This window comes from Streptomyces sp. NPDC043746, assembly GCF_056436485.1.
Window position 1 is genome coordinate 52,006 of record NZ_JBWKCM010000003.1, and the last position, 23,822, is coordinate 75,827.

Genomic DNA, 23,822 nt, shown 5'->3' on the forward strand with positions numbered 1-23,822 from the left:
CCGTCTACCGCGCCCCCGTGGAAGGATCACCCGCACGAGGGTGGACGCGGTGTACACCCGTACGGAAGAACTCCCTCCGCTGACTTCCGGACGGCCGGCTCCCGGAGACCTGGCCTCCGGCCGCCCGGCTTCCGGCCCCCGGTTTCCGGACGTTGCGGAGCGGGGCGGGCCCTCGCCGGACCCGCCCCGCTCCCCGAGGCCTAGGCCTCCTCGTCGTTCACCCAGCTCATGAGCTTGCGCAGCTCACGGCCGGTGGTCTCCAGCAGGTGGTCGCTGTCGGCCTTCTTGTACTCGTTGTACTTGGGCAGACCGTTGTGGTACTCGGCCATCCAGTTCTTGGCGAAGGTGCCGTCCTGGATCTCGGTGAGGACCTTCTTCATCTCGGCCTTGGTGGCGTCGGTGATGATCCGCGGGCCGGTGACGTAGTCGCCCCACTCGGCGGTCTCCGAGATGGACCAGCGCATCTTCTCCAGGCCGCCCTCGTACATGAGGTCGACGATGAGCTTCAGCTCGTGCAGGCACTCGAAGTAGGCGATCTCCGGCTGGTAGCCCGCCTCGGTCAGCGTCTCGAAACCGGCCTTCACCAGGGCCGCGGTGCCACCGCAGAGGACGGCCTGCTCACCGAAGAGGTCGGTCTCGGTCTCCTCGGTGAAGGTGGTCTTGATGACGCCGGCGCGGGTGCCGCCGATGCCCTTGGCGTACGACAGCGCCAGCTCCAGGCCCTTGCCCGTGGAGTCCTGCTCGACGGCCACGATGCAGGGGACGCCGCGGCCCTCCTCGTACTGGCGGCGGACCAGGTGGCCGGGGCCCTTGGGGGCGACCATGCAGACGTCGACGTCGGCCGGGGGCTTGATGAAGCCGAAGCGGATGTTCAGGCCGTGGCCGAAGAACAGCGCGTCGCCGGCCTTGAGGTTGTCCTTGACGGACTCCTCGTAGACCTGGGCCTGGATCGGGTCCGGGACGAGGATCATGATGACGTCGGCCTCGGCGGCGGCCTCGGACGGGGTCACCACGCGCAGGCCCTGCTCCTCGGCCTTGGCCTTGGACTTCGAGCCCTCGTGCAGACCGACGCGGACGTCGACGCCGGAGTCGCGGAGCGACAGCGCGTGGGCGTGGCCCTGGCTGCCGTAGCCGAGGACCGCGACCTTGCGGCCCTGGATGATGGACAGGTCGGCATCGTCGTCGTAGAACAGCTCGGCCACTGGGTCTTCTCCTTGGTGTGCAGGTGTTGCGTCCCACCGTACGGCGGGGGCGTCGGGTTCGTGTTCGGGTCTCGCCATGCGAGCGGCGCCGGGGGCGCCGGTCGTGCCGCCGGTCAGGCGGAGCGGTCGAGGGCGCGCAGAGAGCGGTCGGTGATCGAGCGCGCGCCACGCCCTATGGCGATGGTGCCGGACTGGACGAGCTCCTTGATGCCGTACTGCTCCAGCATCTTGAGCATCGCCTCCAGCTTGTCGGCCCCTCCGGTCGCCTCGATCGTGACGGCGTCCGGGGAGACGTCGACGGTCTTGGCGCGGAACAACTGGACGATCTCGACGATCTGGGAGCGGGTCTCGCTGTCGGCGCGGACCTTCACCAGGACGAGCTCCCGCTGGATCGCGGCGGCGGGCTCGAGTTCGACGATCTTCAGGACGTTGACCAGCTTGTTGAGCTGTTTGGTCACCTGCTCCAGGGGCAGGTCCTCGACATTCACGACGATGGTGATGCGGGAGATGTCGGGGTGTTCGGTGGTACCGACGGCGAGCGAGTCGATGTTGAAGCCCCGTCGGGAGAACAGGGCGGTGATCCGGGCGAGGACACCGGGCTTGTTCTCGACCAGGACGGAGAGCGTGTGCTTTTCGGACATGGGAGTCGGTCTCTCTCTGTCTCTCAGTCGTCTTCGTTGTCGCCGAAGTCGGGGCGGACGCCGCGTGCGGCCTGGACCTCGTCGTTGGAGGTGCCGGCGGCGACCATCGGCCAGACCATGGCGTCCTCGTGGACGATGAAGTCGACCACGACGGGGCGGTCGTTGACGGAGTTGGCCTCTTCGATGACCTTGTCCAGGTCGGCCGGGTCCTCGCAGCGGATGGCGTAGCAGCCCATGGCCTCGGAGAGCTTGACGAAGTCCGGGACGCGGGTGCCCTTGTTGGGGACGCCGTCGGAGTCGGGGCCGGCGTGCAGGACGGTGTTGGAGTAGCGCTGGTTGTAGAAGAGGGTCTGCCACTGGCGGACCATCCCGAGGGCGCCGTTGTTGATGATGGCGACCTTGATCGGGATGTTGTTGAGCGCGCAGGTGGTCAGTTCCTGGTTGGTCATCTGGAAGCAGCCGTCGCCGTCGATGGCCCAGACCGTGCGGTCGGGCATGCCGGCCTTGGCGCCCATGGCGGCCGGGACCGCGTACCCCATCGTTCCGGCGCCGCCGCTGTTGAGCCAGGTGGCGGGCTGCTCGTAGTCGATGAAGTGGGAGGCCCACATCTGGTGCTGGCCGACGCCCGCCGCGAAGATCGTGCCTTCGGGGGCGAGCTTGCCGATGCGCTGGATGACCTGCTGCGGGGAGAGGCTGCCGTCCTCGGGGAGGTCGTAGCCGAGCGGGTAGGTGTCGCGCCAGCGGTTGAGGTCCTTCCACCACGCGGTGTAGTCGCCGGTGTTGCCCTCGGTGTGCTCGGCCTGGACGGCCTGGACCAGATCGGCCAGGACCTCGCGGGCGTCGCCCACGATGGGGACGTCCGCGGTGCGGTTCTTGCCGATCTCGGCGGGGTCGATGTCGGCGTGGACGATCTTGGCGTACGGGGCGAAGCTGTCCAGCTTGCCGGTGACGCGGTCGTCGAAGCGGGCGCCGAGGGCGACGATCAGGTCGGCCTTCTGCAGCGCGGTGACGGCGGTGACCGCGCCGTGCATGCCGGGCATTCCCACGTGCAGCGGGTGGCTGTCGGGGAAGGCGCCGAGCGCCATCAGGGTGGTGGTGACGGGCGCTCCGGTCAGCTCGGCGAGGACCTTCAGCTCGGCGGTGGCCCCGGCCTTGATGACGCCGCCGCCGACGTAGAGCACGGGGCGCTTGGACTGGGTGATCAGCTTGGCCGCTTCGCGGATCTGCTTGGCGTGGGGCTTGGTCACCGGGCGGTAGCCGGGCAGGTCCTGGGTGGGCGGCCAGCTGAAGGTGGTCTGCGCCTGGAGGGCGTCCTTGGCGATGTCGACGAGGACGGGGCCCGGGCGGCCGGTGGAGGCGATGTGGAAGGCCTCGGCGATGGTGTGCGGGATGTCCTCGGCCCGGGTGACCAGGAAGTTGTGCTTGGTGATCGGCATCGTGATGCCGCAGATGTCGGCCTCCTGGAAGGCGTCGGTGCCGATCGCCTTGGAGGCCACCTGGCCGGTGATCGCGACGAGCGGCACGGAGTCCATGTGCGCGTCGGCGATCGGGGTGACCAGGTTGGTGGCGCCGGGGCCCGAGGTGGCCATGCAGACGCCGACCTTGCCGGTGGCCTGCGCGTACCCGGTGGCGGCGTGGCCGGCGCCCTGCTCGTGGCGGACCAGGACGTGACGGACCCGGGTGGAGTCCATCATCGGGTCGTAGGCGGGGAGGATCGCGCCGCCGGGAATGCCGAATACCGTGTCGGCGCCGACTTCCTCGAGAGAGCGGATGAGGGACTGCGCGCCCGTGACGTGTTCGACGGTGACGGACGGCTGTCCGCCGGTACGGGCGCGCGGCTGCGGGTGGTGGGCCCCGGTGGCCTGCTCGGTCATCGGCATTCTCTTCTCGAAGCTGAGGGTTTTCGCGGGTGGTTTTTCGCGGGTGGTTTGCAGCGTTTTGAGAGGTTCAGTGCAACAAAAAACCCCTCGTGCCGTGAGGCAAGCGAGGGGAGCGCGCCGGGTGCGGTCCGCGGAGTGTCGTGGAGTGACTCCGCTTCAGCCGACGCGCTTTCCAAGTACGAGAATTCGGGTGCGCATGGCATTGACCCTCTCTCCGGCACGCATGACGTGTCAAGTGGGTGGGACAGGCGTCTCAGCATGTGATCCGGTGAGCAGCGGGATCGAGCCGCCGGCCATCACCGTACGGGGGCCGGGGACGCCCGGCACGGGGAACTGCCCGCGCACCAGGGCGCGGCGCAGCCGGTACTCGTCGAGGGGGCCGGAGAAGGCCATCCCCTGGCCGTGGGTGCAGCCCATGGCGCGGAGCGCGAGGACCTGCTCGGGGACGTCGACGCCGTCCGCGACGGACTGGAGGCCGAGGTCGCAGGCGATCCGCAGCAGCCCGCTGGTGATCTTGTGGAGCCTGGCAGATTCCACCACCCCCTCGACCAGGGTGCGGTCGAGTTTCAGGACGTCGATGGGGAGGCGGCGCAGGGCGTTGATCGCGGCGAATCCGCTGCCGAAGCCGTCGAGGGCGATCCGGACGCCGAGGCGGCGCAGGGCCACGAGGCGCTGCTCCAGCTCGTCGAAGGAGATCCGGGGGTCGCTGTCGGCCACCTCGATCATCAGGGCGCCCGAGGGCAGCCCGTGCCGGGTCAGCAGCGCCTCGATGGAGCCGAAGGGCAGGGCCTTGTCGAGCAGCCGGGTGGCGGAGAGCCGCACGGAGACGGCGGCGGGGTGGCCGGCTCTGGCGCGGTCGGCGGCCTGTTTGACGGCCTCCTCCAGGAGCCAGCGGCCCAGCTCGGCGGTGCGGTCGTCGTCGCCGGTGACCCGGAGGAACTCGGCGGGGGTGAACAGGATGCCCTGGGTGGAGCGCCAGCGGGCCTGGGCGGCGACGGCGGCGACGGAACCGCTGGCGAGGTGGACGACCGGCTGGTGCAGCAGGGCGAACTCGCCCTCGCGCAGGGCGGTGCGCAGCCGGGTGGCCAGCTCGGAGCGGCGTACGACGTCGGCCTGCATCTGGGGGGCGTACAGCTCGACCCGGTCCTTGCCGCCGGCCTTGGCGCGGTACATCGCGAGGTCCGCGTTGCGCATGAGGTCGGTGGGGGTGATCGCGGGCTCGGCGAAGGCGACACCGATGGAGGCGGCCACCCGGACCTCGCTGGAGCCGATCCGGTAGGGCTGGGAGAGGGTGAGGCGGAGCCGGTCGGCGATCTCGTGGACCTGGTACTCCCGGGCGCCCTGGTCGCGGGTGCCGTCGCCCATGATGAGGGCGGCGAACTCGTCGCCGCCGAGCCTCGCCGCGGTGTCCCCGGCCCGGACGGACTCCTGGAGGCGGCCGGCGGCCTGGATGAGCAGTTCGTCGCCGGCCTGGTGGCCGATGGTGTCGTTGACCGCCTTGAAGCCGTCGAGGTCGATGAAGAGCACGGCGGTGCCGGAGTCGCCCGCGCGGCGGCCGGCGAGGGCCTTGCGGACCCGGGCGGTGAACAGGGCCCGGTTGGGCAGGCCGGTGAGCGGGTCGTGCTCGGCGTTGTGCTGCAACTGGGCCTGGAGCCTGACCCGTTCGGTGACGTCGCGGCTGTTGAGGAGCAGGCCGCCCTGGTGGCGGTTGACGGTGGACTCGACGTGGAGCCAGTCGCCGGTGCCGGAGCGGAAGCGGCACTCGATGCGGGTGGTGGGCTCCTCGTGGGGTGGGGCGGCGAGGAAGCGGCGCACTTCGTGCACGACCCGGCCGAGGTCGTCGGGGTGGATGATCGAGGACAGCTCGGCGCCGACGAGGTCCTCGGCGTCGCGCCCGTAGACCCCCGCGGCGGCGGGGCTGACGTAGCGGAGGGTGCCGCTGGGGGCGGCGATCATGATGACGTCGCTGGAGCCCTGGACCAGGGAGCGGAAGTGGTTCTCCTTCTGGGCCAGTTCCTGGGTGAGGGAGATGTTGTCCAGCAGCATGATGCCCTGGCGGACGACGAGGGCGAGGACGACCGTGCAGCCGGTGAAGATGACGACGCGGTCGACCCGGCGGCCGTCGACCACGTTGTACAGGATGCCCAGCGTGCAGACGGCGGCGGCGAGATACGGGGTCAGCGCGGCCAGCGACCCGGCGATGGGGCGGCTGGCGGTGCGCGGGGGTCCCGGGTGGTCGCTGCCGGGCCGGCGGCGCACGCCCCAGGGCGCGTAGGCCAGGAGCAGCGAGCCGGCGAACCACCCGGCGTCCAGCAGTTGGCCCGAGTGGTAGGTGGAGCGCAGCAGCGGCGAGGTGAAGACGGCGTCGCACAGGACGGTCAGCGCCAGGGCGGCGATCGCGGTGTTGACGGCGGAGCGGTTGGCGCCGGAGCGGCGGAAGTGCAGCGCGAGCACCATGGAGACGAGGACGATGTCCAGCAGCGGATAGGCCAGCGAGAGGGCCGCCGGGCCCACGCTGGCCTCCGTGACGCCCGCCATGTGCGCGGCGTGGGCGAGGGCGAGGCTCCAGGCGAGGGTGAGCAGCGAGCCGCCGATCAGCCAGGCGTCCAGGGCGAGGCAGACCCAGCCGGCCCGGGTGACCGGGCGCTTGGCGAGGACGAGCAGGCCGACGATGGCGGGCGGCGCGAAGCAGAGGAAGAAGGCGTCGGCGGCCGACGGGGTGGGGACGGGGACGCCGAGCACCACCTCGTACCATCCCCAGACCGCGTTCCCGCACGCCGCCATGAGGGAGGAGAGCGAGAAGAGCAGCCAGGCGGGGCGGTAGCGGCCGGCGCTCACCCGGGCGTAGAGGAAGCAGGAGACGGCGGCGACCAGTGCGGCGGCGGCGAGGCCGAAGTCGCCCATGAAGCGGGCCAGCTGCGGCGATCCCCAGCCGACGGCGGCGCCGACGGAGTATCCGGCGCAGACGAGGCCGAGCAGGATCCGGGCCCGGAGTCCGGTGGATCGGGCGGCGGTCCGCGGCGAGAGCCAGGTCTCCAGGGCGCTCACCGGATCGCCCCCCGTCCCGGACCGGGCAGCCCGGGGCGCGCCGGGGTCCGCCGGGCGGGGACGCCCGGACGCGCCGGGACCCCCCGCACGGGCGGCCCCGGACGCACGGCCGTCGGCTTCGGTGCCCGCACCACCTTCGGGGCCCGTACAACCGGCCTCCGCGGCGCTGCGGTTCGCACCGTCGGCGGCGCGGCCGACGGTGCGGGCTCGCCCCCCGGCCGCCTCCTCCTCAGGTGCGATTCCGGCCACCCGCGGGCGCCGCCGTCGGGCAGCGTCGATGCCCGTCGCACTGCGTTCGGCAGCCTCGGATCGTCTCTCCATGGCCCGCACATCGCCCGTCGCCCCCTCGCGTTCCGCTGCTCCCCCCGCGCCGCCCCTGCCTCGGCGCAGCCCTCCGGTGCGGACGATACACCAGGTTCGTCACTCAGGGCCATAGCTTCTCTACTCTCTGTGACGAAATGCGAGGTGGGCGGCCCCCTCCGCCTGCGAATCCCCCCTCGGCACGATCACCCGGGGCGTCTCAGCCGGTGGTGCTGACGACGTTCACCACCGGCTCGCCGGCCGCGAAGCGGGTGAGCTGGGCGGCCAGCAGTCGCTTGGCGCGCGGTTCGAACGCCGAGGTGCTGCCGCCCACATGAGGCGTGATCAAGACATTCGGAGCATGCCAGAGAGGATGGCCGGAGGGCAGCGGTTCCGGGTCGGTGACATCGAGCGCGGCCCGGAGCCGTCCGGACTCCAGTTCGGCCAACAGGGCTTCGGTGTCCACGACTCCACCCCGGGCGACGTTGACGAGGAGGGCACCGTCCCGCATCGAGGCGAGGAACTCCGCGTCCACCAGCCCCTGTGTGGAGGGGTTCAGCGGGGTGGAGAGGACGACGACGTCGGCCTCGGGCAGCAGGGCCGGGAGGTCGTCGAGCGTGCGTACGGGACCGCGCTCGGTGGTCCGGGCGGAGCGTGCGACGCGTGCGACCCGCGCGCACTCGAAGGGCGCGAGCCGGTCTTCGATGGCCGAGCCGATGGAGCCGTACCCCACGATGAGGACGGACTTGTCGGCGAGCGCCGGATAGAAGCCGGACCGCCACTCCTCGTGGTCCTGGCCGTGGACGAAGCCGGGGATGCCGCGTAGGGATGCCAGGATCAGGGCGAGCGTCAGCTCGGCGGTGGAGGCCTCGTGGACGCCCTTGGCGTTGCAGAGGCGTACGCCGGGGCGCAGCAGCCCGAGGCCGGGCTCCACGTGGTCGATGCCCGCCGAGAGCGTCTGCACGACCTGGACGGCGCTCATCGCGCCCATGGGCCGTACGGCGATCTCGGAACCCTTCATGTACGGGACGACGTAGTACACGCAGTGCGCGGGATCGCCCGGGTACTGCGGACCGCCGTCCCAGAAGAGGTAGTCGAACCCGTCGGGCAGTCCGTCGATCTCGTCGGCCGGAAAGGGCAGCCACACAGCGGCGCGCGTCGCGCCGGAAGTCGTCGCAGTCATGGTCAGGAGGCTATGCGACGGGTGTGCGAGTGCTCCAGGACGGCGGATGGCGGACGCGGTCCGGCCAGAGGTTAGTTTGGGTGCGGTACGGCCCCGTGACTGCGGGAACGAGGAAAGGCCAGGGGAGTTGGAGCGCAGGACTATCGGGGCGGCGGGGCTCGCCGTGGGCGCGGTCGGTCTGGGCTGTATGCCGATGAGCTGGGGGTACAGCGCCTCTCAGCGGGACGGCGACCGTTCGGTGCGCACGGTGCACGCGGCGCTCGACGCGGGTGTCCGGCTGCTCGACACCGCCGACATGTACGGGCCGTTCACCAATGAGCTGCTGGTGGGCCGCGCCCTCAAGGGGCGGCGGTCCGAGGCGTTCCTCTCCACCAAGTGCGGGCTCCTGGTGGGTGACCAGCACATCGTCGCCAACGGCCGCCCCGGTTACGTGCGACGGGCCTGCGACGCCTCGCTGCGGCGGCTCCAGACCGATGTGATCGACCTCTACCAGCTCCACCGGGCCGACCCCGAGGTGCCCGTGGAGGAGACCTGGGGGGCGATGGCGGAGCTGGTGACGGCGGGCAAGGTCCGTTCGCTGGGGCTCTGCGCCGTGGGGGCGCACGCCCCGCGCGGGTCGGGGGCCGGGCCGTTTGCGGGAACGATCCGGCAGTTGGAGCGGATCCAGCAGGTCTTCCCGGTCAGCGCCGTGCAGGCGGAGCTGTCGGTGTGGTCGCCCCAGGCGCTGGAGGAACTGCTGCCGTGGTGTGCGGCGCGTGGGGTCGGGGTACTCGCCGCGATGCCGCTGGGCAGCGGTTATCTGACCGGGACGCTGAAGCCGGGGCAGGGGTTCGAGCGCGAGGACCCGCGGGCCCGGCACCCCCGGTTCACGGCCGAGATGATGGCGGCGAACCAGCCGGTGGTGGCCGGTCTGCGGCGGATCGCGGAGCGGCGCGGGGCGAGTGTGGCCCAGGTGGCGCTGGCGTGGGTGCTGCGGCAGGGTCCGCACGTGGTGCCGGTGCCGGGGGCGAAGCGGGAGCGGTGGGCGGTGGAGAACGCGGGGGCGGCCGATGTGGTCCTGGACGACCGGGACCTGGCGGAGATCGGCGGGCTGCCTCCGGCGCGGGGATCCTGGGACTGAGGCGGGCTGCCTCCGGCGCGGGGATCCTGGGACTGAGGCGGGCTGCCTCCGGCACGGGGATCCTGGGACTGAGGGCGCGCGCCCGGCGGGAGCCGACGGGAAGACGGGAGCCGGACCGGGAACTCCGGGCCCCGCCGCGAGGTAGGAACGGGTAGCAGGTAGTACGGGCAGAGTTCAGGCAGCCGTCGAAAGGATCGGTCCAGTGCGCGGTGCTGTGTTCGGAGCTGTTCAGTCCCCCGGGGTGCGCGGGGGGCGCGGAGCCGTTCGGTCCCACGCGGTGCGCAAGGGGGTGGTGGCCGCGCTGGCGACGGCCTCGCTGCTCCTGTCCGCCGCGTGCTCCTCGGACGGGACGGAGGGCGCCTCCTCCGGTACGGGCACCGCCTCACCGACCGCCCCACTGGGCTCCGGCTCCCCCTCACCTGGCGCGTCGGCCGAGCTGCCGCCCGCCCGGGGCTCGGCGAAGGTGGTCTCGACGGTGGCCGAGGGGCTGAAGTCGCCCTGGGGGCTGGCCGCGCTGCCCGGCGGTGACCTGCTGGTGGCCTCCCGCGACGAGGGGACGATCCACCGCATCGGCGGCGAGAGCGGGAAGCAGACGCTGCTGGGTTCGGTGCCCGGGGTCTCCCCCGCGGGCGAGGGCGGTCTGCTGGGGCTCGCGGTCCCCTCGACGTTCGCGGCGGACGGGCGGGTGTACGCCTACCTCACCACCACATCCGACAACCGGATCGTCCGGATGAACTACGACGAGAAGCGCCCGGAGGGCCAGCAGCTGGGCGCCCCGGACACCATCCTGCGCGGCATCCCCAAGGGGAACGTCCACAACGGCGGCCGGATCGCGTTCGGCCCGGACAAGATGCTGTACGCGGGCACCGGCGAGGCCGGGCAGACCGAGCTGTCCCAGGACAAGGAGTCGCTGGCGGGCAAGATCCTGCGGATGACCCCGGACGGGGAGCCGGTGCACGGCAACCCGGAGGCGGACTCGGTGGTGTATTCGTACGGGCACCGCAATGTGCAGGGCCTCGCCTGGGACGCGCGAAAGCGGCTGTGGGCGGCCGAGTTCGGCCAGAACACCTGGGACGAGCTGAACCTGATCGAGCCCGGCGGCAACTACGGCTGGCCCGAGGCCGAGGGCAAGGAGGGCAAGGAGGGGTACATCGACCCGGTGGCCCAGTGGAAGACCTCCGAGGCCTCGCCCAGCGGCATCGCGTACGCCGAGGGCTCGATCTGGATGGCGGGGCTGCGCGGCGAGCGGCTCTGGCGGATCCCGCTCTCCGGTGACCGGGCGAAGGAACCTTTGGCGGACCCCCAGGCGTTCCTGGAGGAGAAGCACGGCCGACTGCGCACCGTGGTGAGCGCGGGCGGCGACCGGCTCTGGCTGGTCACCAGCAACACGGACGGCCGGGGAGAGCCGAAGCCGGGAGACGACCGGATCCTGCTGGTCGAAGTGGGGTAGGCGGAACCCCTGGCCCCGTCCGCCGGGCACCACTCGCGCACCATGCCGGAGGGAGCACGACCGTGTTCAACTTCTTCGAGGAACTCTTCGCCCCTGGACGCAAGCATGTGGCCGAGGAGCAGAAGCGGCTGGAGCTGAGCCGGGTGGACGTGGCGGCCGGGGACCCGGCCCGCGGCCCGATAGACCTCACCTCCGGCAAGGTGACGGTCCGCGCACCGGAGTGCGGGGACGGCCCGGCGCCGGGGCAGATGCGCCAGGCGCCCCTGGAGCAGGACGCCGTGCTCACCCCGCGCCCCCGCCTCACCACGGAGTCGGCGGACGGCCGTGTGGCGGGAGGCGAGGGCGGGGACGGGGACGGGCCGCCCGGCTCCTGACCGCGCCCGGCCGACGGGTCGGGTCCGCACCCGTACGTTCCGCCCCGGGCTCAGCGGCCCCGCCGCGCCCGCCACTCCGGGGCCAGGACCGACCAGATCTCCGAGTCGTGGCGCACGCCCCGGTAGAGGTAGTTCTGCCGGATCACACCGTCCCGGGTCATCCCGAGCCGCTTGGCCACCGCGATCGAGCGGGTGTTGGCGGCGGAGGCGTCCCACTCCACGCGGTGCATCCCGCGTTCGTACACCGCCCAGTCGATCAGGCGCTCGGCGGCCCGGGTGATCAGGCCCCGGCCCTGCGCGGCGGGCTCCAGCCAGACGCCTATCTCGCAGTTGCCGGACGCCGTGTCGAAGATCCGGAAGAGGACCCCGCCGACGAGGGTGTCCTCCAGCCAGATCCCGTACAGCCTGCCGGTGTCCGCCGCCTGCTTCTCCGCGTACTTCCGGAGCAGGTCGCGCGCCGAGTCCAGGTCGGTGGCGAAGGAGGCGAAGGGGATCCAGGGGTCGACCAGCTCCCGGGCCCGGTCCATGTGGGCGAGGAACTCCTCCGCCTGCCAGATCTCCAGCGGGCGCAGCTCGGCCCGGCCCAGCTCGTCACCCAGGGATACCGCGAACATCGTGCTCCTTCTCCGTCGGCTTCTCCGTGGACGCGACGCCGTCCTCCGTGGTGCGCGCCCCCGGGATCCTCGCATGCTCCACCGCGCAGTCCGGCGGCTCGATGCTGATCCGGGGCAGCCGACGGTCCAGCCAGCCGGGCAGCCACCAGTTGGCGCCGCCGAGCATGTGCATCAGGGCGGGCACCAGAAGGGTGCGCAGGACGAAGGCGTCCAGGGCGACGGCGGTGGCGAGCGCGATGCCGAACATGGCGATCACCCGGTCCCCGCTGAGCACGAAGGCGAGGAAGACGGAGATCATGATCACGGCGGCGGAGTTGATCACCCGGCTGGTCTCGGCGAGGCCGACCCGGACCGCCCGCCGGTTGTCACCCGTCTCCAGCCACTCCTCGTACATCCGGCCGACCAGGAAGACCTGGTAGTCCATGGAGAGGCCGAAGAGGACCGAGACCATGATCACGGGTAGGAAGGGCTCGATGGGCCCGGCGCTGCCGAGGCCGAGCAGCTCGCTCCCCCAGCCCCACTGGAAGACGGCGACGACGACGCCGAAGGAGGAGGCGACGGCGGCCACGTTCATCAGCGCGGCCTTGACCGGGATGCCGATGGAGCGGAAGGCGAGGAGCAGCAGCAGGCAGCCCAGGCCGATGACGACCCCGACGAAGAGGGGCAGCTTGCCGACGATGATCTCCGCGAAGTCGTCGTAGCCGGCCGTCACCCCGCCGACGTACGCCTCCAGCGAGGTCGTCTCCCGCACCTGCGGCAGGACCTCCGCCCGGATGCGGTCGACCAGCTCGCTGGTCTCCTGCGACTGGGGCGCAGAGTCGGGGACGACGGTGAGGAAGGCGGTGTCGCCGCCGCCGTTGTACGTGACGGGGCTGACCGAGGCGACGCCCTCGGTGGTACGGAGCTTCTCGGGCAGCGAGTCCAGGGCGAGCCGGTCGTCGGCGCCGTCGAGCTGGGCGGCGATGGTCAGGGGGCCGTTCACGCCGGGGCCGAAGCCGTCCGCGATCAGGTCGTACGCCTGCCGGGTGGTGGCGGTGGCCGGGTTGTTGCCCTGGTCGGAGGTGCCGAGGTGGAGGCCGAGGGCGGGCAGGGCGAGGACGACCATGACGGCGGTGGCGATCCCGCCCAGCAGCTTGGGGTGGCGCTCGACGAAGGCGGACCAGCGGGCGGCGAAGCCGGTGGGCAGGTCGGGGCGGGGCCCGTGTTCCACGAGTCGGCGGCGTTCGCGGCGGCTGAGGGCCCGCATCCCGATGAGGGAGAGCAGGGCGGGCAGCAGGGTGACGGAGGCGGCCACGGTCAGCACGACGGTGAGCGAGGCGGCGATGGCGACGCCGTTGAGGAAGCTGAGCCGCAGGATCAGCATGCCGAGCAGGGCGATGCAGACGGTGGCCCCGGCGAAGACCACCGCGCGCCCGGTGGTGGTGACGGCGTTGCGGGCCGCGTCGGCGACCGACATGCCCTGCCGGAGCCCTCTGCGGTGCCGGGTGACGATGAACAGGGCGTAGTCGATGCCGACGCCGAGCCCGATGAGCATGCCGAGCATGGGGGCGAAGTCGGCCACCGTCATCACATGGCCGAGCAGCACGATGCCCGCGTAGGCGGTGCCGACGGAGACCAGGGCGGTGGCGATGGGGAGCAGGCTGGCGGCGAGCGAGCCGAAGGCGAGGAAGAGGACCACGGCCGCGACGGTGACGCCGACGGCTTCGGCGATATGGGCGGAGGGGGCTTCGGTGAGGGCGATGGCGGTGCCGCCCAGCTCGACCTGGAGCCCGTCGCTCTGGGCCGCCTTCGCGGTGTCCACGAGGGCCTGGGCCTGGGGGACGGGGATCTCGTCGGCCGGGCGGTCGAAGGTGACCGTGGCGTAGGCGGTGCGTCCGTCCTCGCTGATCTGCGCGGCCCCTTCGGCGCCGTACGGGCCGGTGACCGCGCCGACCCCGGGGAGGTCACCGATCGCGTGGAGGGTGCGGGTCATCGTCTGTTCGACGTCGGCGGCCCGGACCGTGGAGCCGGTGGTGTGCCAGACCACGGTGTCGGTGTCGCCGCCGAGGTCGGAGAAGCCGCGCGAGAGCAGTTCGGTGGCCCGGCCGGACTCGGTGCCGGGCACCTCGTAGTCGTTGGAGTACGCGGAGCCCGCGAACCCCGCCGCGGCGGCTGTGCCGCCGAGGGCGGCGAGCCAGATGAGGATGGCGAGAAGGCGGTGCTTGATGCACCAGCGGGCGATGGCAGCCAACGGGTGAGCTCCCTGCGGGTTCGTGGACCTTTACCCGCAGATAGCCTGATCTGCTCGCAAACGTCGCATGACCTGAGACCGCCACTCTCTCAGCAGAAAGTGATCCTTTGTCCGTTTCGTGGCCATGCTCACAGGGCCTGATCTACTCCCTACATCGTGCAGATCAGGCCATCCTCGACAGGGGTCAGCCCGAGACGCTCGGCCGGCCGTTCTCGATGTGCCCCATGAGCCGCCGCCGGAAGCCGTCCTCCCCGTCGGCCGTGACGGCGAGGTCGTACCAGCCGTGGGCGTCGGCCGCGGAGTGCACGACGGTACGGTGGCGGCCCGGCTTGACGGTGACGCGGCGGACCCAGTCGTGCAGGTCGTCCTCGTCGACGTAGCCGAGGGGGCGGACCAGGAAGGTGAGGTTCTGCCGGCCGGTGTTGCGCAGGGTGAGATGGAGGTCGCGCTCGCGGGTGTCGATCCGGGTGGTGACCTCGGCGCCGCCGCCCTCGGCCGGCCCGGCGAACTCCCGCCGGAAGCCGTTCGGCCCGGTGACCGTGAAGCGGTACGTGGACCCGGTCAGCGGTACGGTCCAGTGCGCGGTGCCCCGGACGTCCCGGTGGAGCGGAGCCGGGAACTCACCGGCGTACGGGTAGAGCGTGAAGTGCGCCGAGGCCCGCCCGCTGTTGCCCAGCTCCACCCGCAGCGCACCACCACTCCCCCGCCTGACCTGCGCGTCCGGCTGGTACGGCAGCGGGCGCGCCGGGCGTACGCCGGGTTCCTGCGCGGGGAGGCGCTGGTCGGCGGGCGGCTTGGGCTGCCAGCGCCCGCTGAGCGGTGGAATCGGGCCGGGCGCCTGGACTGCGGGCTGCCGCCGGGCCCGGGTGAAGTCGAAGGCGGAGGTCAGGTCACCCGTGACGCGGCGCCGCCAGTCGCTGATGTTGGGCTCCTTCACCCCCGTCCACCGCTCCAGGAAGCGGATCACCGAGGTGTGGTCGAAGACCTCGGAGCAGACGTACCCGCCGACGGTCCACGGCGAGACGACGAGCAGCGGCACCCGGATGCCGAGGCCGGTCGGACGGCCCTCCCACTGCTCGTCGGCCACCTCGGGCGGGGCGACGGGCGGGGGGACATGGTCGAAGAATCCGTCGTTCTCGTCGTAGTTGATCAGTACGGCGGTATGGCGCCAGACGTCCGGATGCCTGCCCAGCGCGTCGAGGATCTTGTAGACGATGGTGGCGCTGTGCACGGGCGAGGAGGTGCTCGGGTGCTCGGAGTCGACGGCCGAGGGCACCAGGTAGGAGACCTCCGGCAGCGTCCCGGCCGCCACGTCCTTGGCGAACTCCTCCGCCAGCGCCCCCGTCGGCACCCGGCGCAGCCCCCGCTCGAACAGGCTGCGCTCCTGCGCGGTGAGGGTGGCGACGCCCTCCTCCAGCAGCCCGAGCAGCCGCTCCCGCTCGGCCCCGGAGGCACCGCGCACCTTGGCGTAGAAGGCCTCCATGTAGGTGTGGCCGCCGGTGCGGGCCAGCGCCTTGCGGGCGATGGCCTTGAAGGTGGCGTAGAACTCGACCTGGTTGTCGGTGAAGTTCTCCCACTCCGTGTACGTACGCCAGCTGCGGCCCGCCTTCTCCAGCCGCTCGGCGTACGTCGACCAGTCGTAGCCGGGGTGGCTGCCCTCGTTGTACGCGTCGTTGCCGACCGCCCGTTTCCCGTTCGCCTCGAAGCCGGTCTTCCCGCTCCAGAGGTGGTTGCGGTTGGGGCTGGTGGAGGTGTGGATGGAGGAGTGGTACGCGTCGCAGACCGTGAAGGTGTCGGCCAGCTCGTAGTGGAGGGGGATGTCACGGCGGTCGTAGTACGCCATCGTGGCCGCGGTCTTGGCGCTGATCCAGCCGTTCATCCAGCCGCCGCCCCAGGCCTTGGCACCGCCGTTCCAGGAGTGGTCGAGGGCACCGATGTACTGGAGGTCCTTCTTCTGCTCCTCGGCCGCGCCGCGCACCGGGAAGGGCAGCACGGCGGCGCCGGACCCGTCGGGCTGCTCGAAGACCGTGCTCCCGGTGGGGAGCTCGACGGCGTTGCGGTCGCCGAAACCGCGTACGCCGCGCAGGGTGCCGAAGTAGTGGTCGAAGGATCGGTTCTCCTGCATGAGGATCACCACGTGCTTGATGGCCCCGAGCCCGCCGGACCCCGCCGCGTGGGCGGGCTGCGCGGCGATGGCTGCCTGGAGCGACGGCGGCAGGAACGATCCGGCCGCAGCGGCGCCGAGCGCGCCCCCGCCGAGGGCGAAGAGCCGCCGCCGTGACATGTCCGTGGTCAAAAGAGCCTCCCGTATCGCGGTGGTCGCGGTGGTTACAGCGGGGAAGCTAGTGAGGCGAGGTGGCGTCGGGAAGGACTGCGTACGGCCCGGTGGTGAATGTCCAAGAGGCCCGACAGGAAGTCCCACCGGCCGTGTCCGGGCACCTACACCCCGATGAGGTGCAGCGAGGCCCACAGCGCGAGGGTGGAGGCGAGGAGCGTCGCCGGTACGGTCGCGAGTCCGAGCCGGGTGAAGCGGCCCAGCTCCGGCGCGTCGCCGTGGGCGTGCAGGATGCGGCGCCAGAGCAGGGTGGCGAGCGATCCGACGTACGTGAGGTTGGGGCCGATGTTCACCCCGATCAGCGCGGCCAGCAACGGTCCGGGCCCGGCCGACGCGACGATCGGGAGCAGGGCGAGGATCGCGGGCAGGTTGTTGATCAGGTTGGCCAGCAGCGCCGCGGCCACGGCGACGCCGAGCAGCGCGGGGAGTGTGCCGCCGTCGGGCAGGAGGGCGGCGATCCCGTCACCGAGGCCGTTGTCGACGACCGCCTTCACGACGACGCCGAGCGCGAGGACGAAGAGGCAGAACAGCGGGTTGGCCGAGCGGACGACGGCGGCGGGCGTGGTCTCCCGCCTGACCAGCGCCCGTACGGCGAGGACCGCCGCCCCCGCCAGCGCGGCCCACAGCGGCTCGGCCCCCGCGAACGAGGTCGCGACGAACCCGGCCAGGGTCAGCGCCAGCACGACGAGCGTGAAGACGGGTAGGGGGGTGCGCTCCGCCTCGGGATCCGGCGCGTGCGCCCCGGCGGCCAGGTCGTCTTGGAACGCCCGCCGGAACACCACGTACTCCACGGCGATCGCGGCCAGCCACGGCAGCGCCATCAGCGCGGCGAACCGGGTGAAGGAGAGGCCGCTCGCGGTGAACGCCAGGAGGTTGGTGAGGTTGGAGACGGGGAGCAGGAGGGAGGCGGAGTTGGCGAGGTGCGCGCAGGCGTAGACGTACGGGCGCGGTCGCGCCCCGACCCGGGCCGCCGTGGCGAGGACGACCGGGGTGAGCAGGACGACGGTGGCGTCCAGGCTGAGCACGGCGGTGACCAGCGCGGCCACCCCGAAGACCCCGCCGAGCAGCGGCCGGGTCTGCCCCCGGCAGGCGCGCGCCACCCAGTCCCCGGCGGCCCGGAACAGCCCCTCGTCCGCGCAGAGCCGGGCCAGCACCAGGATCGCGGCGAGGAACCCCACCACGGGCAGCAGCTCCCCCACCTGCTCCCGCGCCTCGGGCCAGGACACCGCGCCCAGCCCCACCACGAGCCCGGCGGCGGGCAGCGCGACGGTCGCCTCCGGCAGGCCCCGTGGGCGGACGACGGCGAAGGCGAGCACGCCCAGGAGGAGGGCGAGGGAGACGATCTCGGCGGTGACGGTGTTCAGGGAGGTCTCGTGGGTTCTGGGGTGGGCTCGGTCGGCACACGGCTGAGGGGGTGTGCGCCCCGCATATACGTACGTGAGCACGGTCGAAGGGGCGGTGCGCCCCCGTGTACGGGTGGTGCACCGCCCCTTCGGGGACGATCAGGGGGTCAGCCCTCGACCCCCAGCTTCTCCAGGATCAGCTCGCGGACGCGCGCCGCGTCCGCCTGGCCCCGGGTCGCCTTCATGACCGCGCCGACGAGCGCACCGGCCGCCGCGACCTTGCCGCCGCGGATCTTGTCCGCGATGGCCGCGTTGCCCGCGATGGCCTCGTCCACGGCCGCGGAGAGCGCGCCCTCGTCCGAGACGACCTTCAGGCCTCGCTTCTCGACGACGGTGTCCGGGTCGCCCTCGCCCGCGAGGACGCCCTCGATGACCTGGCGGGCCAGCTTGTCGTTGAGGTCGCCCTGGGCGACGAGCGCGGCCACCCGGGCGACCTGCGCCGGGGTGATCGGCAGCTCGTCCAGACCGCGGCCGGTCTCGTTGGCGTTACGGGCCAGCTCGCCCATCCACCACTTGCGGGCCTGGTCCGAGGGGGCGCCCGCCTCGATCGTGGCGACGATCAGGTCGACCGCGCCCGCGTTGAGGATGGACTGCATGTCGTGCTCGGAGACGCCCCACTCCTCCTTGAGCCGCGCCCGGCGCAGCCGGGGCAGCTCGGGGAGGCCCTTGCGGAGCTCCTCGACCCATGCGCGCGCGGGCGCGACGGGGACCAGGTCCGGCTCGGGGAAGTAGCGGTAGTCCTCGGCGTTGTCCTTGATGCGGCCGGCCGTGGTGGAGCCGTCCTCCTCGTGGAAGTGCCGGGTCTCCTGCACGATCGTGCCGCCGGAGGAGAGCACCGCCGCGTGGCGCTGGATCTCGAAGCGCGCGGCCCGCTCGACGGAGCGCAGCGAGTTCACGTTCTTCGTCTCGGAGCGCGTACCGAACGTCTCGGTGCCGTTGGGGCGCAGCGACAGGTTCACGTCGCAGCGCATCTGGCCCATCTCCATGCGCGCCTCGGAGACTCCGAGGGCCTTGATCAGCTCACGCAGCTCGGCGACGTACGCCTTGGCGACCTCGGGAGCACGGGCGCCGGCTCCCTCGATCGGCTTGGTGACGATCTCGATGAGCGGGATGCCGGCCCGGTTGTAGTCGAGCAGGGAGTGGGACGCGCCGTGGATACGGCCGGTGGCGCCGCCGACGTGGGTCGACTTGCCGGTGTCCTCCTCCATGTGGGCGCGCTCGATCTCCACGCGGAAGATCTCGCCGTCCTCCAGCTGGACGTCCAGATAGCCGTCGAAGGCGATCGGCTCGTCGTACTGGGAGGTCTGGAAGTTCTTCGGCATGTCCGGATAGAAGTAGTTCTTCCGGGCGAAGCGGCACCACTCGGCGATCTCGCAGTGGAGCGCGAGGCCGATCTTGATGGCCGACTCGACGCCGATCTCGTTGACGACCGGCAGCGCGCCGGGCAGTCCGAGACAGACCGGGCAGGTCTGGGAGTTGGCGTCCTGCTTCAGCTCGGTGGAGCAGCCGCAGAACATCTTCGTCTTGGTGCCGAGCTCGACATGGACCTCCAGGCCCATGACGGGGTCGTAGGACGCGAGGGCGTCCTCGTACGACACCAGGTCAGTGACAGTCACGGTGAAACTTTCCCTCTCAGCCCAGCAGGACGTCGTCGTCGCCGAGACGCTTCAGTTCGCGATAGAGGATCGCGAGTCCGGTGACGATGGCGGCCGCGGAGACCGCCGCGTCGACCAGGCGCAGCATGTCGTTGTCCTGGCGGGCGAGCTTCGCCTGCTTGGCGATGCTGATCGCGCCGAACGCGGTGCTGCCGAGCGAGACGTACAGCCCGGTCTTGGACTTCTTGAAGTTACTGGCCTTCTTTGCCATGGCATTCACAGCGACGGAGCCTCCTCGAGCAGCGGGTGCCCCCACTTTTCCACGAAGGCGGCCTCGACGGCCGCGCCGACCTTGTAGAGCCGGTCGTCCTTCATGGCGGGGGCGATGATCTGCAGCCCGACCGGCAGACCGTCCTCCGGGGCCAGGCCGCAGGGGAGCGACATGGCGGAGTTGCCGGCCAGGTTCGTCGGGATGGTGCACAGGTCCGCGAGGTACATCGCCATCGGGTCGTCGGCGCGCTCACCGATCGGGAAGGCGGTGGTCGGGGTCGTCGGGGAGACGATCACGTCGACCTGCTCGAAGGCCTTCTCGAAGTCCTGGGTGATGAGGGTGCGGACCTTCTGGGCCGATCCGTAGTACGCGTCGTAGTAGCCGGAGCTGAGCGCGTACGTCCCCAGGATGACGCGGCGCTTGACCTCGTCGCCGAAGCCCGCCTCACGGGTGAGGGCGGTGACCTCCTCGGCCGACTTCGTGCCGTCGTCGCCGACCCGCAGGCCGTAGCGCATGGCGTCGAAGCGGGCCAGGTTGGAGGAGCACTCCGAGGGCGCGATCAGGTAGTACGCGGAGAGCGCCAGGTCGAAGGAGGGGCAGTCCAGCTCGACGATGTCGGCGCCGAGCGACTTCAGCAGCTCGACCGACTCGTCGAAGCGCTGGAGGACGCCCGCCTGGTAGCCCTCGCCGCGGAACTGCTTGACGACGCCGACGCGCATGCCCTGGACGGAGCCGTTGCGGGCGGCCTCGACGACCGGCGGGACCGGGGCGTCGATGGAGGTGGAGTCCAGCGGGTCGTGCCCGGCGATGGCCTCGTGGAGCAGCGCCGCGTCCAGGACCGTACGGGCGCAGGGCCCGCCCTGGTCGAGGGAGGACGAGAAGGCGACCATGCCGTAGCGGGAGACGCCGCCGTAGGTGGGCTTGACGCCGACCGTGCCGGTGACGGCGGCGGGCTGGCGGATGGAGCCGCCGGTGTCCGTGCCGATGGCGAGCGGGGCCTCGTAGGAGGCGAGGGCGGCGGAGGACCCGCCGCCGGAGCCGCCGGGGATGCGGGTGAGGTCCCAGGGGTTGCCGGTGGGGCCGTAGGCGCTGTTCTCGGTGGAGGACCCCATGGCGAACTCGTCCATGTTGGTCTTGCCGAGGATGACGACGTCGGCGGCGCGCAGCTTCTGCGTCAGCGTGGCGTCGTACGGCGGGACCCAGCCCTCAAGGATCTTGGAACCGACGGTGGTCGGCATGTCCTTGGTGGTGAAGATGTCCTTCAGCGCGAGCGGGACGCCGGCCAGCGGGCCGAGCTTCTCGCCCGCCTCGCGCTTGGCGTCCACGGCACGGGCCTGGGCGAGCGCGCCCTCGCGGTCGACGTGCAGGAAGGCGTGGACCTTCTCGTCGACGGCGTCGATCCGGGCGAGGTGCGCCTCGGTGACCTCGACGGCGGTCAGCTCGCCGGAGGCGATCTTCGCGGCGATCTCGGCCGCGGTGAGCTTGATGATGGTGCTGTTGTCCGTCATGGCTGTTTAGTCCTCCCCCAGGATCTGCGGCACCTTGAAACGCTGCTGCTCCTGGGCCGGGGCGCCGGAGAGCGCCTGCGCGGGGGTGAGCGACGGACGGACCTCGTCCGCGCGCATGACGTTGGTCAGCGGCAGCGGGTGGGAGGTCGGCGGTACGTCTTGGTCGGCGACCTCGGAGACGCGGGCGACCGCGCCGATGATGTCGTCGAGCTGACCGGCGAAGTGATCGAGCTCTTCGCCCTTCAGCTCCAGACGCGCCAGCCGGGCGAGGTGGGCGACCTCCTCGCGCGTGATGCCAGGCATGCAGCGATCCTCAGGGGTTGGTGTGTGGTTTTGGCCCCAATCCTATGGGGTCCCCCGGCGCCGGGTACCCCACCCCGATCGGCCCAGCCGTTTCGGTGGTCACGGAGGCGTTTCGTACGGGGGCGGGGTGCCGTTTCCGTACGGAGCCCGGGACTGCTCGCGTAGGGGGACGGCCCCGGCTCAGGTCGTCGCCGGGCCCGGGATCGCGCGGCCCTGGGTCGGGTGCGGGTGCGGGTGCGGGTGCTGCTCGGGGTCCGCCTTGCCGTTCGCCGCGGCGGCCGCCGCCTGGGCCTCCAGCTCGGCGGGGCGCCGCCAGCCGTGCTCGCTGCGCGCCCGCAGCCAGGCCGTCGTCTCCTGGGGCGGCATCGCGGCCGCCACCAGCCACCCCTGCACCGCGTCGCACCGCAGGTCCCGCAGCCGCTCCCAGGTCTCGTCGTCCTCGACGCCCTCCGCGACGACGACCAGGCCGAGGGAGTGGGCCAGGTCGATCGTGCAGCGGACGATCTCGCCGTCCTCGTGGTCCAGGGCGAGGCGGGCCACGAAGGAGCGGTCGATCTTCAGCTCGCTCACGGGGAGCCTGCGCAGATGGACGAGGGAGGAGTACCCCGTACCGAAGTCGTCCAGGGACATCTTCACGCCGTGCGCGGTCAGCCCGGCCAGGGTGTCGGCGGCCCGCTGCGGGTCCTCCAGCAGGACGTGTTCGGTGATCTCCAGCTGGAGCGCGGAGGCCGGGACGCCGTGCCGGGCGAGCCGGGCGGCGACCCCGCCCGCGAAGCCGGGAGTGTGGACGTCGCGCGGGGAGACGTTGACCGCGACCGGCACGAACAGGCCCTGCGCCCGCCACCGGGCGACCTGCGCGAGTGCCGTCTCCAGCACGTACTCCGTGAGGTGCGGCATCAGGCCGGACGACTCGGCGATGGCGATGAACTCGTCCGGAGGGACCCTCCCGCGCTCCGGGTGCACCCAGCGCACCAGCGCCTCCAGCCCCGCGACCTGCCCGTCGAAGCGGACCTTGGGCTGGTAGTGCAGCTCCACGTCGCCCGCGTCCAGCGCCCGGCGCAGATCGCCGAGCAGCCCCAGCCGGTCGGGGGTGTTGCTGTCCCGCTTGGACTCGTAGACCTCCACTCCCGTGCGGTCGCGCTTGGCCTGGTACATCGCGACGTCCGCGCGGCGCAGCAGCCCCTCGGCGTCCAGGGCGTGGTCGGGGTAGACGGCCACCCCGGCGCTGGCCTCCAGCACCAGGACCAGCCCGTCCAGGTCGAGCGGCGAGGAGAGCTCGGCCACCAGATGGCGGGCGACCCGCTGGGCGCTGGTGGTCGAGTCGGCCTGCGGCAGCAGGACGGCGAACTCGTCGCCCCCGAGCCGGGCCGCCTCCGCGCCGTACGGCAGGGCGAGGCGGAGCCGTTCCGCTATCTGGAGCAGCAGCCGGTCCCCGGCCAGGTGGCCGAGGGTGTCGTTGACAGCCCGGAAGCGGTCCAGGTCGATCAACACCAGCGCCGACCGGGTGCCCACGCTCTCGGCGTCCTCCAGCGCCGACCATGTCCGCTCCAGCAGCCACTGGCGGTTGGGCAGGCCGGTCAGCGGGTCGCGCAGCTGCTCCTCGGCGCGGGCGCGGGCGATCCAGAGCGTGGAGTCCAGGGCGATCAGCGGGACCGCGAAGAGCGGCAGCACGACCGGCATGGACATCGCGACGACGCAGATCAGCGGGGCGAGGCCGAGCAGGGCGACGGCGACGAGCCCCTGGCGCAGCAGGGCGGTGCGGGCGATGGTGGGCAGCCCGCCGTTGTGCGGGGCGCCCGCGTACCACAGCAGGACCCGGGTGACGAGCAGATACGTGGACGCGGCCAGGAGCAGTTCCGGCACGGCGGCGATGCCCCAGTCGAGTGGCAGCCAGGGCCGCTCCACGGTCGGTACCACTCCGAACGCGGCCAGCACGAGTGCCGCCGCGGCGATGCCGAGGATGTCCACCGCGCCGTGCAGGAGCCCCTGCCACCAGCGGTGCCTGCGGGCGCTCCCGACGAGCACCACGACGACCAGGCTGACCAGACCGGCGGGCAGCCAGCCGTAGAGCAGCAGCACGGCGAGGGTGAGGGCGGCCCCGGAGCCGGTCCCGCCCCACCAGCGGTCCCGGCCGAGCGCGACGAGGTGGCCGACGATGATCCCGGTGAGCACGGCGAGCGACCAGCCCACGGCCCCGTCCGGGAAGAGGGCGTGACCGTCCCGCACCGCGTGGTAGAAGCCGGCCGCCAGCAGTAACGCCGCGACACCGATGGCGACGGCACCCACGGGGGACGTGAGGCCGACGAAACCATGCAGCCGCGACACCGGGGCGGCGCTCTCGGTCGGTTTCATTCCGTCCCTCTCA

The 23,822-nt window shown here is 72.0% G+C and carries 17 protein-coding genes; 3 read left to right on the forward strand and 14 right to left on the reverse strand.

What is annotated here, in order from left to right:
• Positions 1-200: 200 nt before the first annotated feature.
• From ilvC to AC0682_RS04155, 5 genes are all read right to left on the reverse strand, one after another.
• Positions 201-1,202, reverse strand: a complete 1,002-nt coding sequence (ilvC, locus tag AC0682_RS04135; RefSeq protein ID WP_254811622.1) for a ketol-acid reductoisomerase — start codon at positions 1,200-1,202, stop codon at positions 201-203.
• Between the two features lie 113 nt (positions 1,203-1,315).
• Positions 1,316-1,843 carry an acetolactate synthase small subunit gene (ilvN, locus tag AC0682_RS04140; RefSeq protein ID WP_018492340.1) on the reverse strand — a complete coding sequence of 176 codons (528 nt, stop codon included), beginning with the start codon at positions 1,841-1,843 and terminating at the stop codon, positions 1,316-1,318.
• A gap of 23 nt (positions 1,844-1,866) precedes the next feature.
• Positions 1,867-3,723 carry an acetolactate synthase large subunit gene (locus AC0682_RS04145; protein ID WP_478530830.1) on the reverse strand — a complete coding sequence of 619 codons (1,857 nt, stop codon included), beginning with the start codon at positions 3,721-3,723 and terminating at the stop codon, positions 1,867-1,869.
• Between the two features lie 231 nt (positions 3,724-3,954).
• Entirely contained in the window at positions 3,955-6,771 is a 2,817-nt protein-coding gene (locus AC0682_RS04150; RefSeq protein WP_478530831.1) for a putative bifunctional diguanylate cyclase/phosphodiesterase, read from the reverse strand.
• Between the two features lie 520 nt (positions 6,772-7,291).
• Positions 7,292-8,254, reverse strand: a complete 963-nt coding sequence (locus tag AC0682_RS04155) for a 2-hydroxyacid dehydrogenase (protein WP_478530832.1) — start codon at positions 8,252-8,254, stop codon at positions 7,292-7,294.
• Between the two features lie 163 nt (positions 8,255-8,417).
• Here AC0682_RS04155 and AC0682_RS04160 point away from each other — a divergent pair, with 163 nt between their 5' ends.
• The 3 genes from AC0682_RS04160 to AC0682_RS04170 all read left to right on the forward strand — a co-directional run bounded on the left by AC0682_RS04160 (position 8,418) and on the right by AC0682_RS04170 (position 11,198).
• Complete coding sequence (locus AC0682_RS04160) at positions 8,418-9,374, forward strand: aldo/keto reductase (protein ID WP_478531095.1); 957 nt, start codon at positions 8,418-8,420, stop codon at positions 9,372-9,374.
• Positions 9,375-9,576: 202 nt separating this feature from the next.
• The gene (locus AC0682_RS04165) at positions 9,577-10,824 is read left to right on the forward strand and encodes a PQQ-dependent sugar dehydrogenase (RefSeq protein ID WP_478530833.1); all 1,248 of its coding nucleotides are present in this window, start codon (positions 9,577-9,579) and stop codon (positions 10,822-10,824) included.
• Between the two features lie 62 nt (positions 10,825-10,886).
• Positions 10,887-11,198: a DUF6191 domain-containing protein gene (locus tag AC0682_RS04170; RefSeq protein ID WP_478530834.1), complete on the forward strand. Its 312-nt coding sequence runs from the start codon at positions 10,887-10,889 to the stop codon at positions 11,196-11,198.
• A 50-nt stretch (positions 11,199-11,248) separates the two neighbouring features.
• Here the strand turns inward: AC0682_RS04170 and AC0682_RS04175 are convergent, their stop codons facing one another.
• The 9 genes from AC0682_RS04175 to AC0682_RS04215 form a co-directional block, all read right to left on the reverse strand.
• Complete coding sequence (locus tag AC0682_RS04175; protein WP_478530835.1) at positions 11,249-11,812, reverse strand: GNAT family N-acetyltransferase; 564 nt, start codon at positions 11,810-11,812, stop codon at positions 11,249-11,251.
• On the reverse strand, positions 11,790-14,042 hold the full coding sequence (locus tag AC0682_RS04180) for an MMPL family transporter (RefSeq protein WP_478530836.1): 2,253 nt from the start codon (positions 14,040-14,042) through the stop codon (positions 11,790-11,792). Before AC0682_RS04180 ends, AC0682_RS04175 begins: the two co-directional genes overlap by 23 nt.
• A 184-nt stretch (positions 14,043-14,226) precedes the next feature.
• Positions 14,227-16,338 (reverse strand): phosphocholine-specific phospholipase C, encoded by a 2,112-nt coding sequence (locus AC0682_RS04185; RefSeq protein ID WP_478530837.1) that lies wholly within the window; start codon positions 16,336-16,338, stop codon positions 14,227-14,229.
• A 143-nt stretch (positions 16,339-16,481) separates the two neighbouring features.
• Positions 16,482-17,720 (reverse strand): SLC13 family permease, encoded by a 1,239-nt coding sequence (locus AC0682_RS04190; protein ID WP_478531096.1) that lies wholly within the window; start codon positions 17,718-17,720, stop codon positions 16,482-16,484.
• Between the two features lie 167 nt (positions 17,721-17,887).
• Positions 17,888-19,396, reverse strand: a complete 1,509-nt coding sequence (gene gatB, locus AC0682_RS04195; RefSeq protein WP_254811625.1) for an Asp-tRNA(Asn)/Glu-tRNA(Gln) amidotransferase subunit GatB — start codon at positions 19,394-19,396, stop codon at positions 17,888-17,890.
• 16 nt (positions 19,397-19,412) lie between these two features.
• On the reverse strand, positions 19,413-19,646 hold the full coding sequence (locus tag AC0682_RS04200) for a hypothetical protein (RefSeq protein ID WP_019762981.1): 234 nt from the start codon (positions 19,644-19,646) through the stop codon (positions 19,413-19,415).
• 5 nt (positions 19,647-19,651) lie between these two features.
• Positions 19,652-21,154, reverse strand: a complete 1,503-nt coding sequence (gene gatA / locus AC0682_RS04205; protein ID WP_254811626.1) for an Asp-tRNA(Asn)/Glu-tRNA(Gln) amidotransferase subunit GatA — start codon at positions 21,152-21,154, stop codon at positions 19,652-19,654.
• Between the two features lie 6 nt (positions 21,155-21,160).
• Positions 21,161-21,457 carry an Asp-tRNA(Asn)/Glu-tRNA(Gln) amidotransferase subunit GatC gene (gatC, locus tag AC0682_RS04210; protein WP_003966094.1) on the reverse strand — a complete coding sequence of 99 codons (297 nt, stop codon included), beginning with the start codon at positions 21,455-21,457 and terminating at the stop codon, positions 21,161-21,163.
• Positions 21,458-21,637: 180 nt separating this feature from the next.
• Positions 21,638-23,809, reverse strand: a complete 2,172-nt coding sequence (locus tag AC0682_RS04215) for a putative bifunctional diguanylate cyclase/phosphodiesterase (protein ID WP_254811627.1) — start codon at positions 23,807-23,809, stop codon at positions 21,638-21,640.
• Positions 23,810-23,822: the final 13 nt, after the last annotated feature.

Excerpts from the sequence above, each read along its gene's own strand:
- ilvN (WP_018492340.1), bottom strand. The coding sequence starts at position 1,843 with ATGTCCGAAAAGCACACGCTCTCCGTCCTGGTCGAGAACAAGCCCGGT.
- AC0682_RS04145 (WP_478530830.1), bottom strand. The coding sequence starts at position 3,723 with ATGCCGATGACCGAGCAGGCCACCGGGGCCCACCACCCGCAGCCGCGC.
- AC0682_RS04155 (WP_478530832.1), bottom strand. The coding sequence starts at position 8,254 with ATGACTGCGACGACTTCCGGCGCGACGCGCGCCGCTGTGTGGCTGCCC.
- AC0682_RS04175 (WP_478530835.1), bottom strand. The coding sequence starts at position 11,812 with ATGTTCGCGGTATCCCTGGGTGACGAGCTGGGCCGGGCCGAGCTGCGC.
- AC0682_RS04200 (WP_019762981.1), bottom strand. The coding sequence starts at position 19,646 with ATGGCAAAGAAGGCCAGTAACTTCAAGAAGTCCAAGACCGGGCTGTAC.
- gatA (WP_254811626.1), bottom strand. The coding sequence starts at position 21,154 with ATGACGGACAACAGCACCATCATCAAGCTCACCGCGGCCGAGATCGCC.
- gatC (WP_003966094.1), bottom strand. The coding sequence starts at position 21,457 with ATGCCTGGCATCACGCGCGAGGAGGTCGCCCACCTCGCCCGGCTGGCG.
- AC0682_RS04215 (WP_254811627.1), bottom strand. The coding sequence starts at position 23,809 with ATGAAACCGACCGAGAGCGCCGCCCCGGTGTCGCGGCTGCATGGTTTC.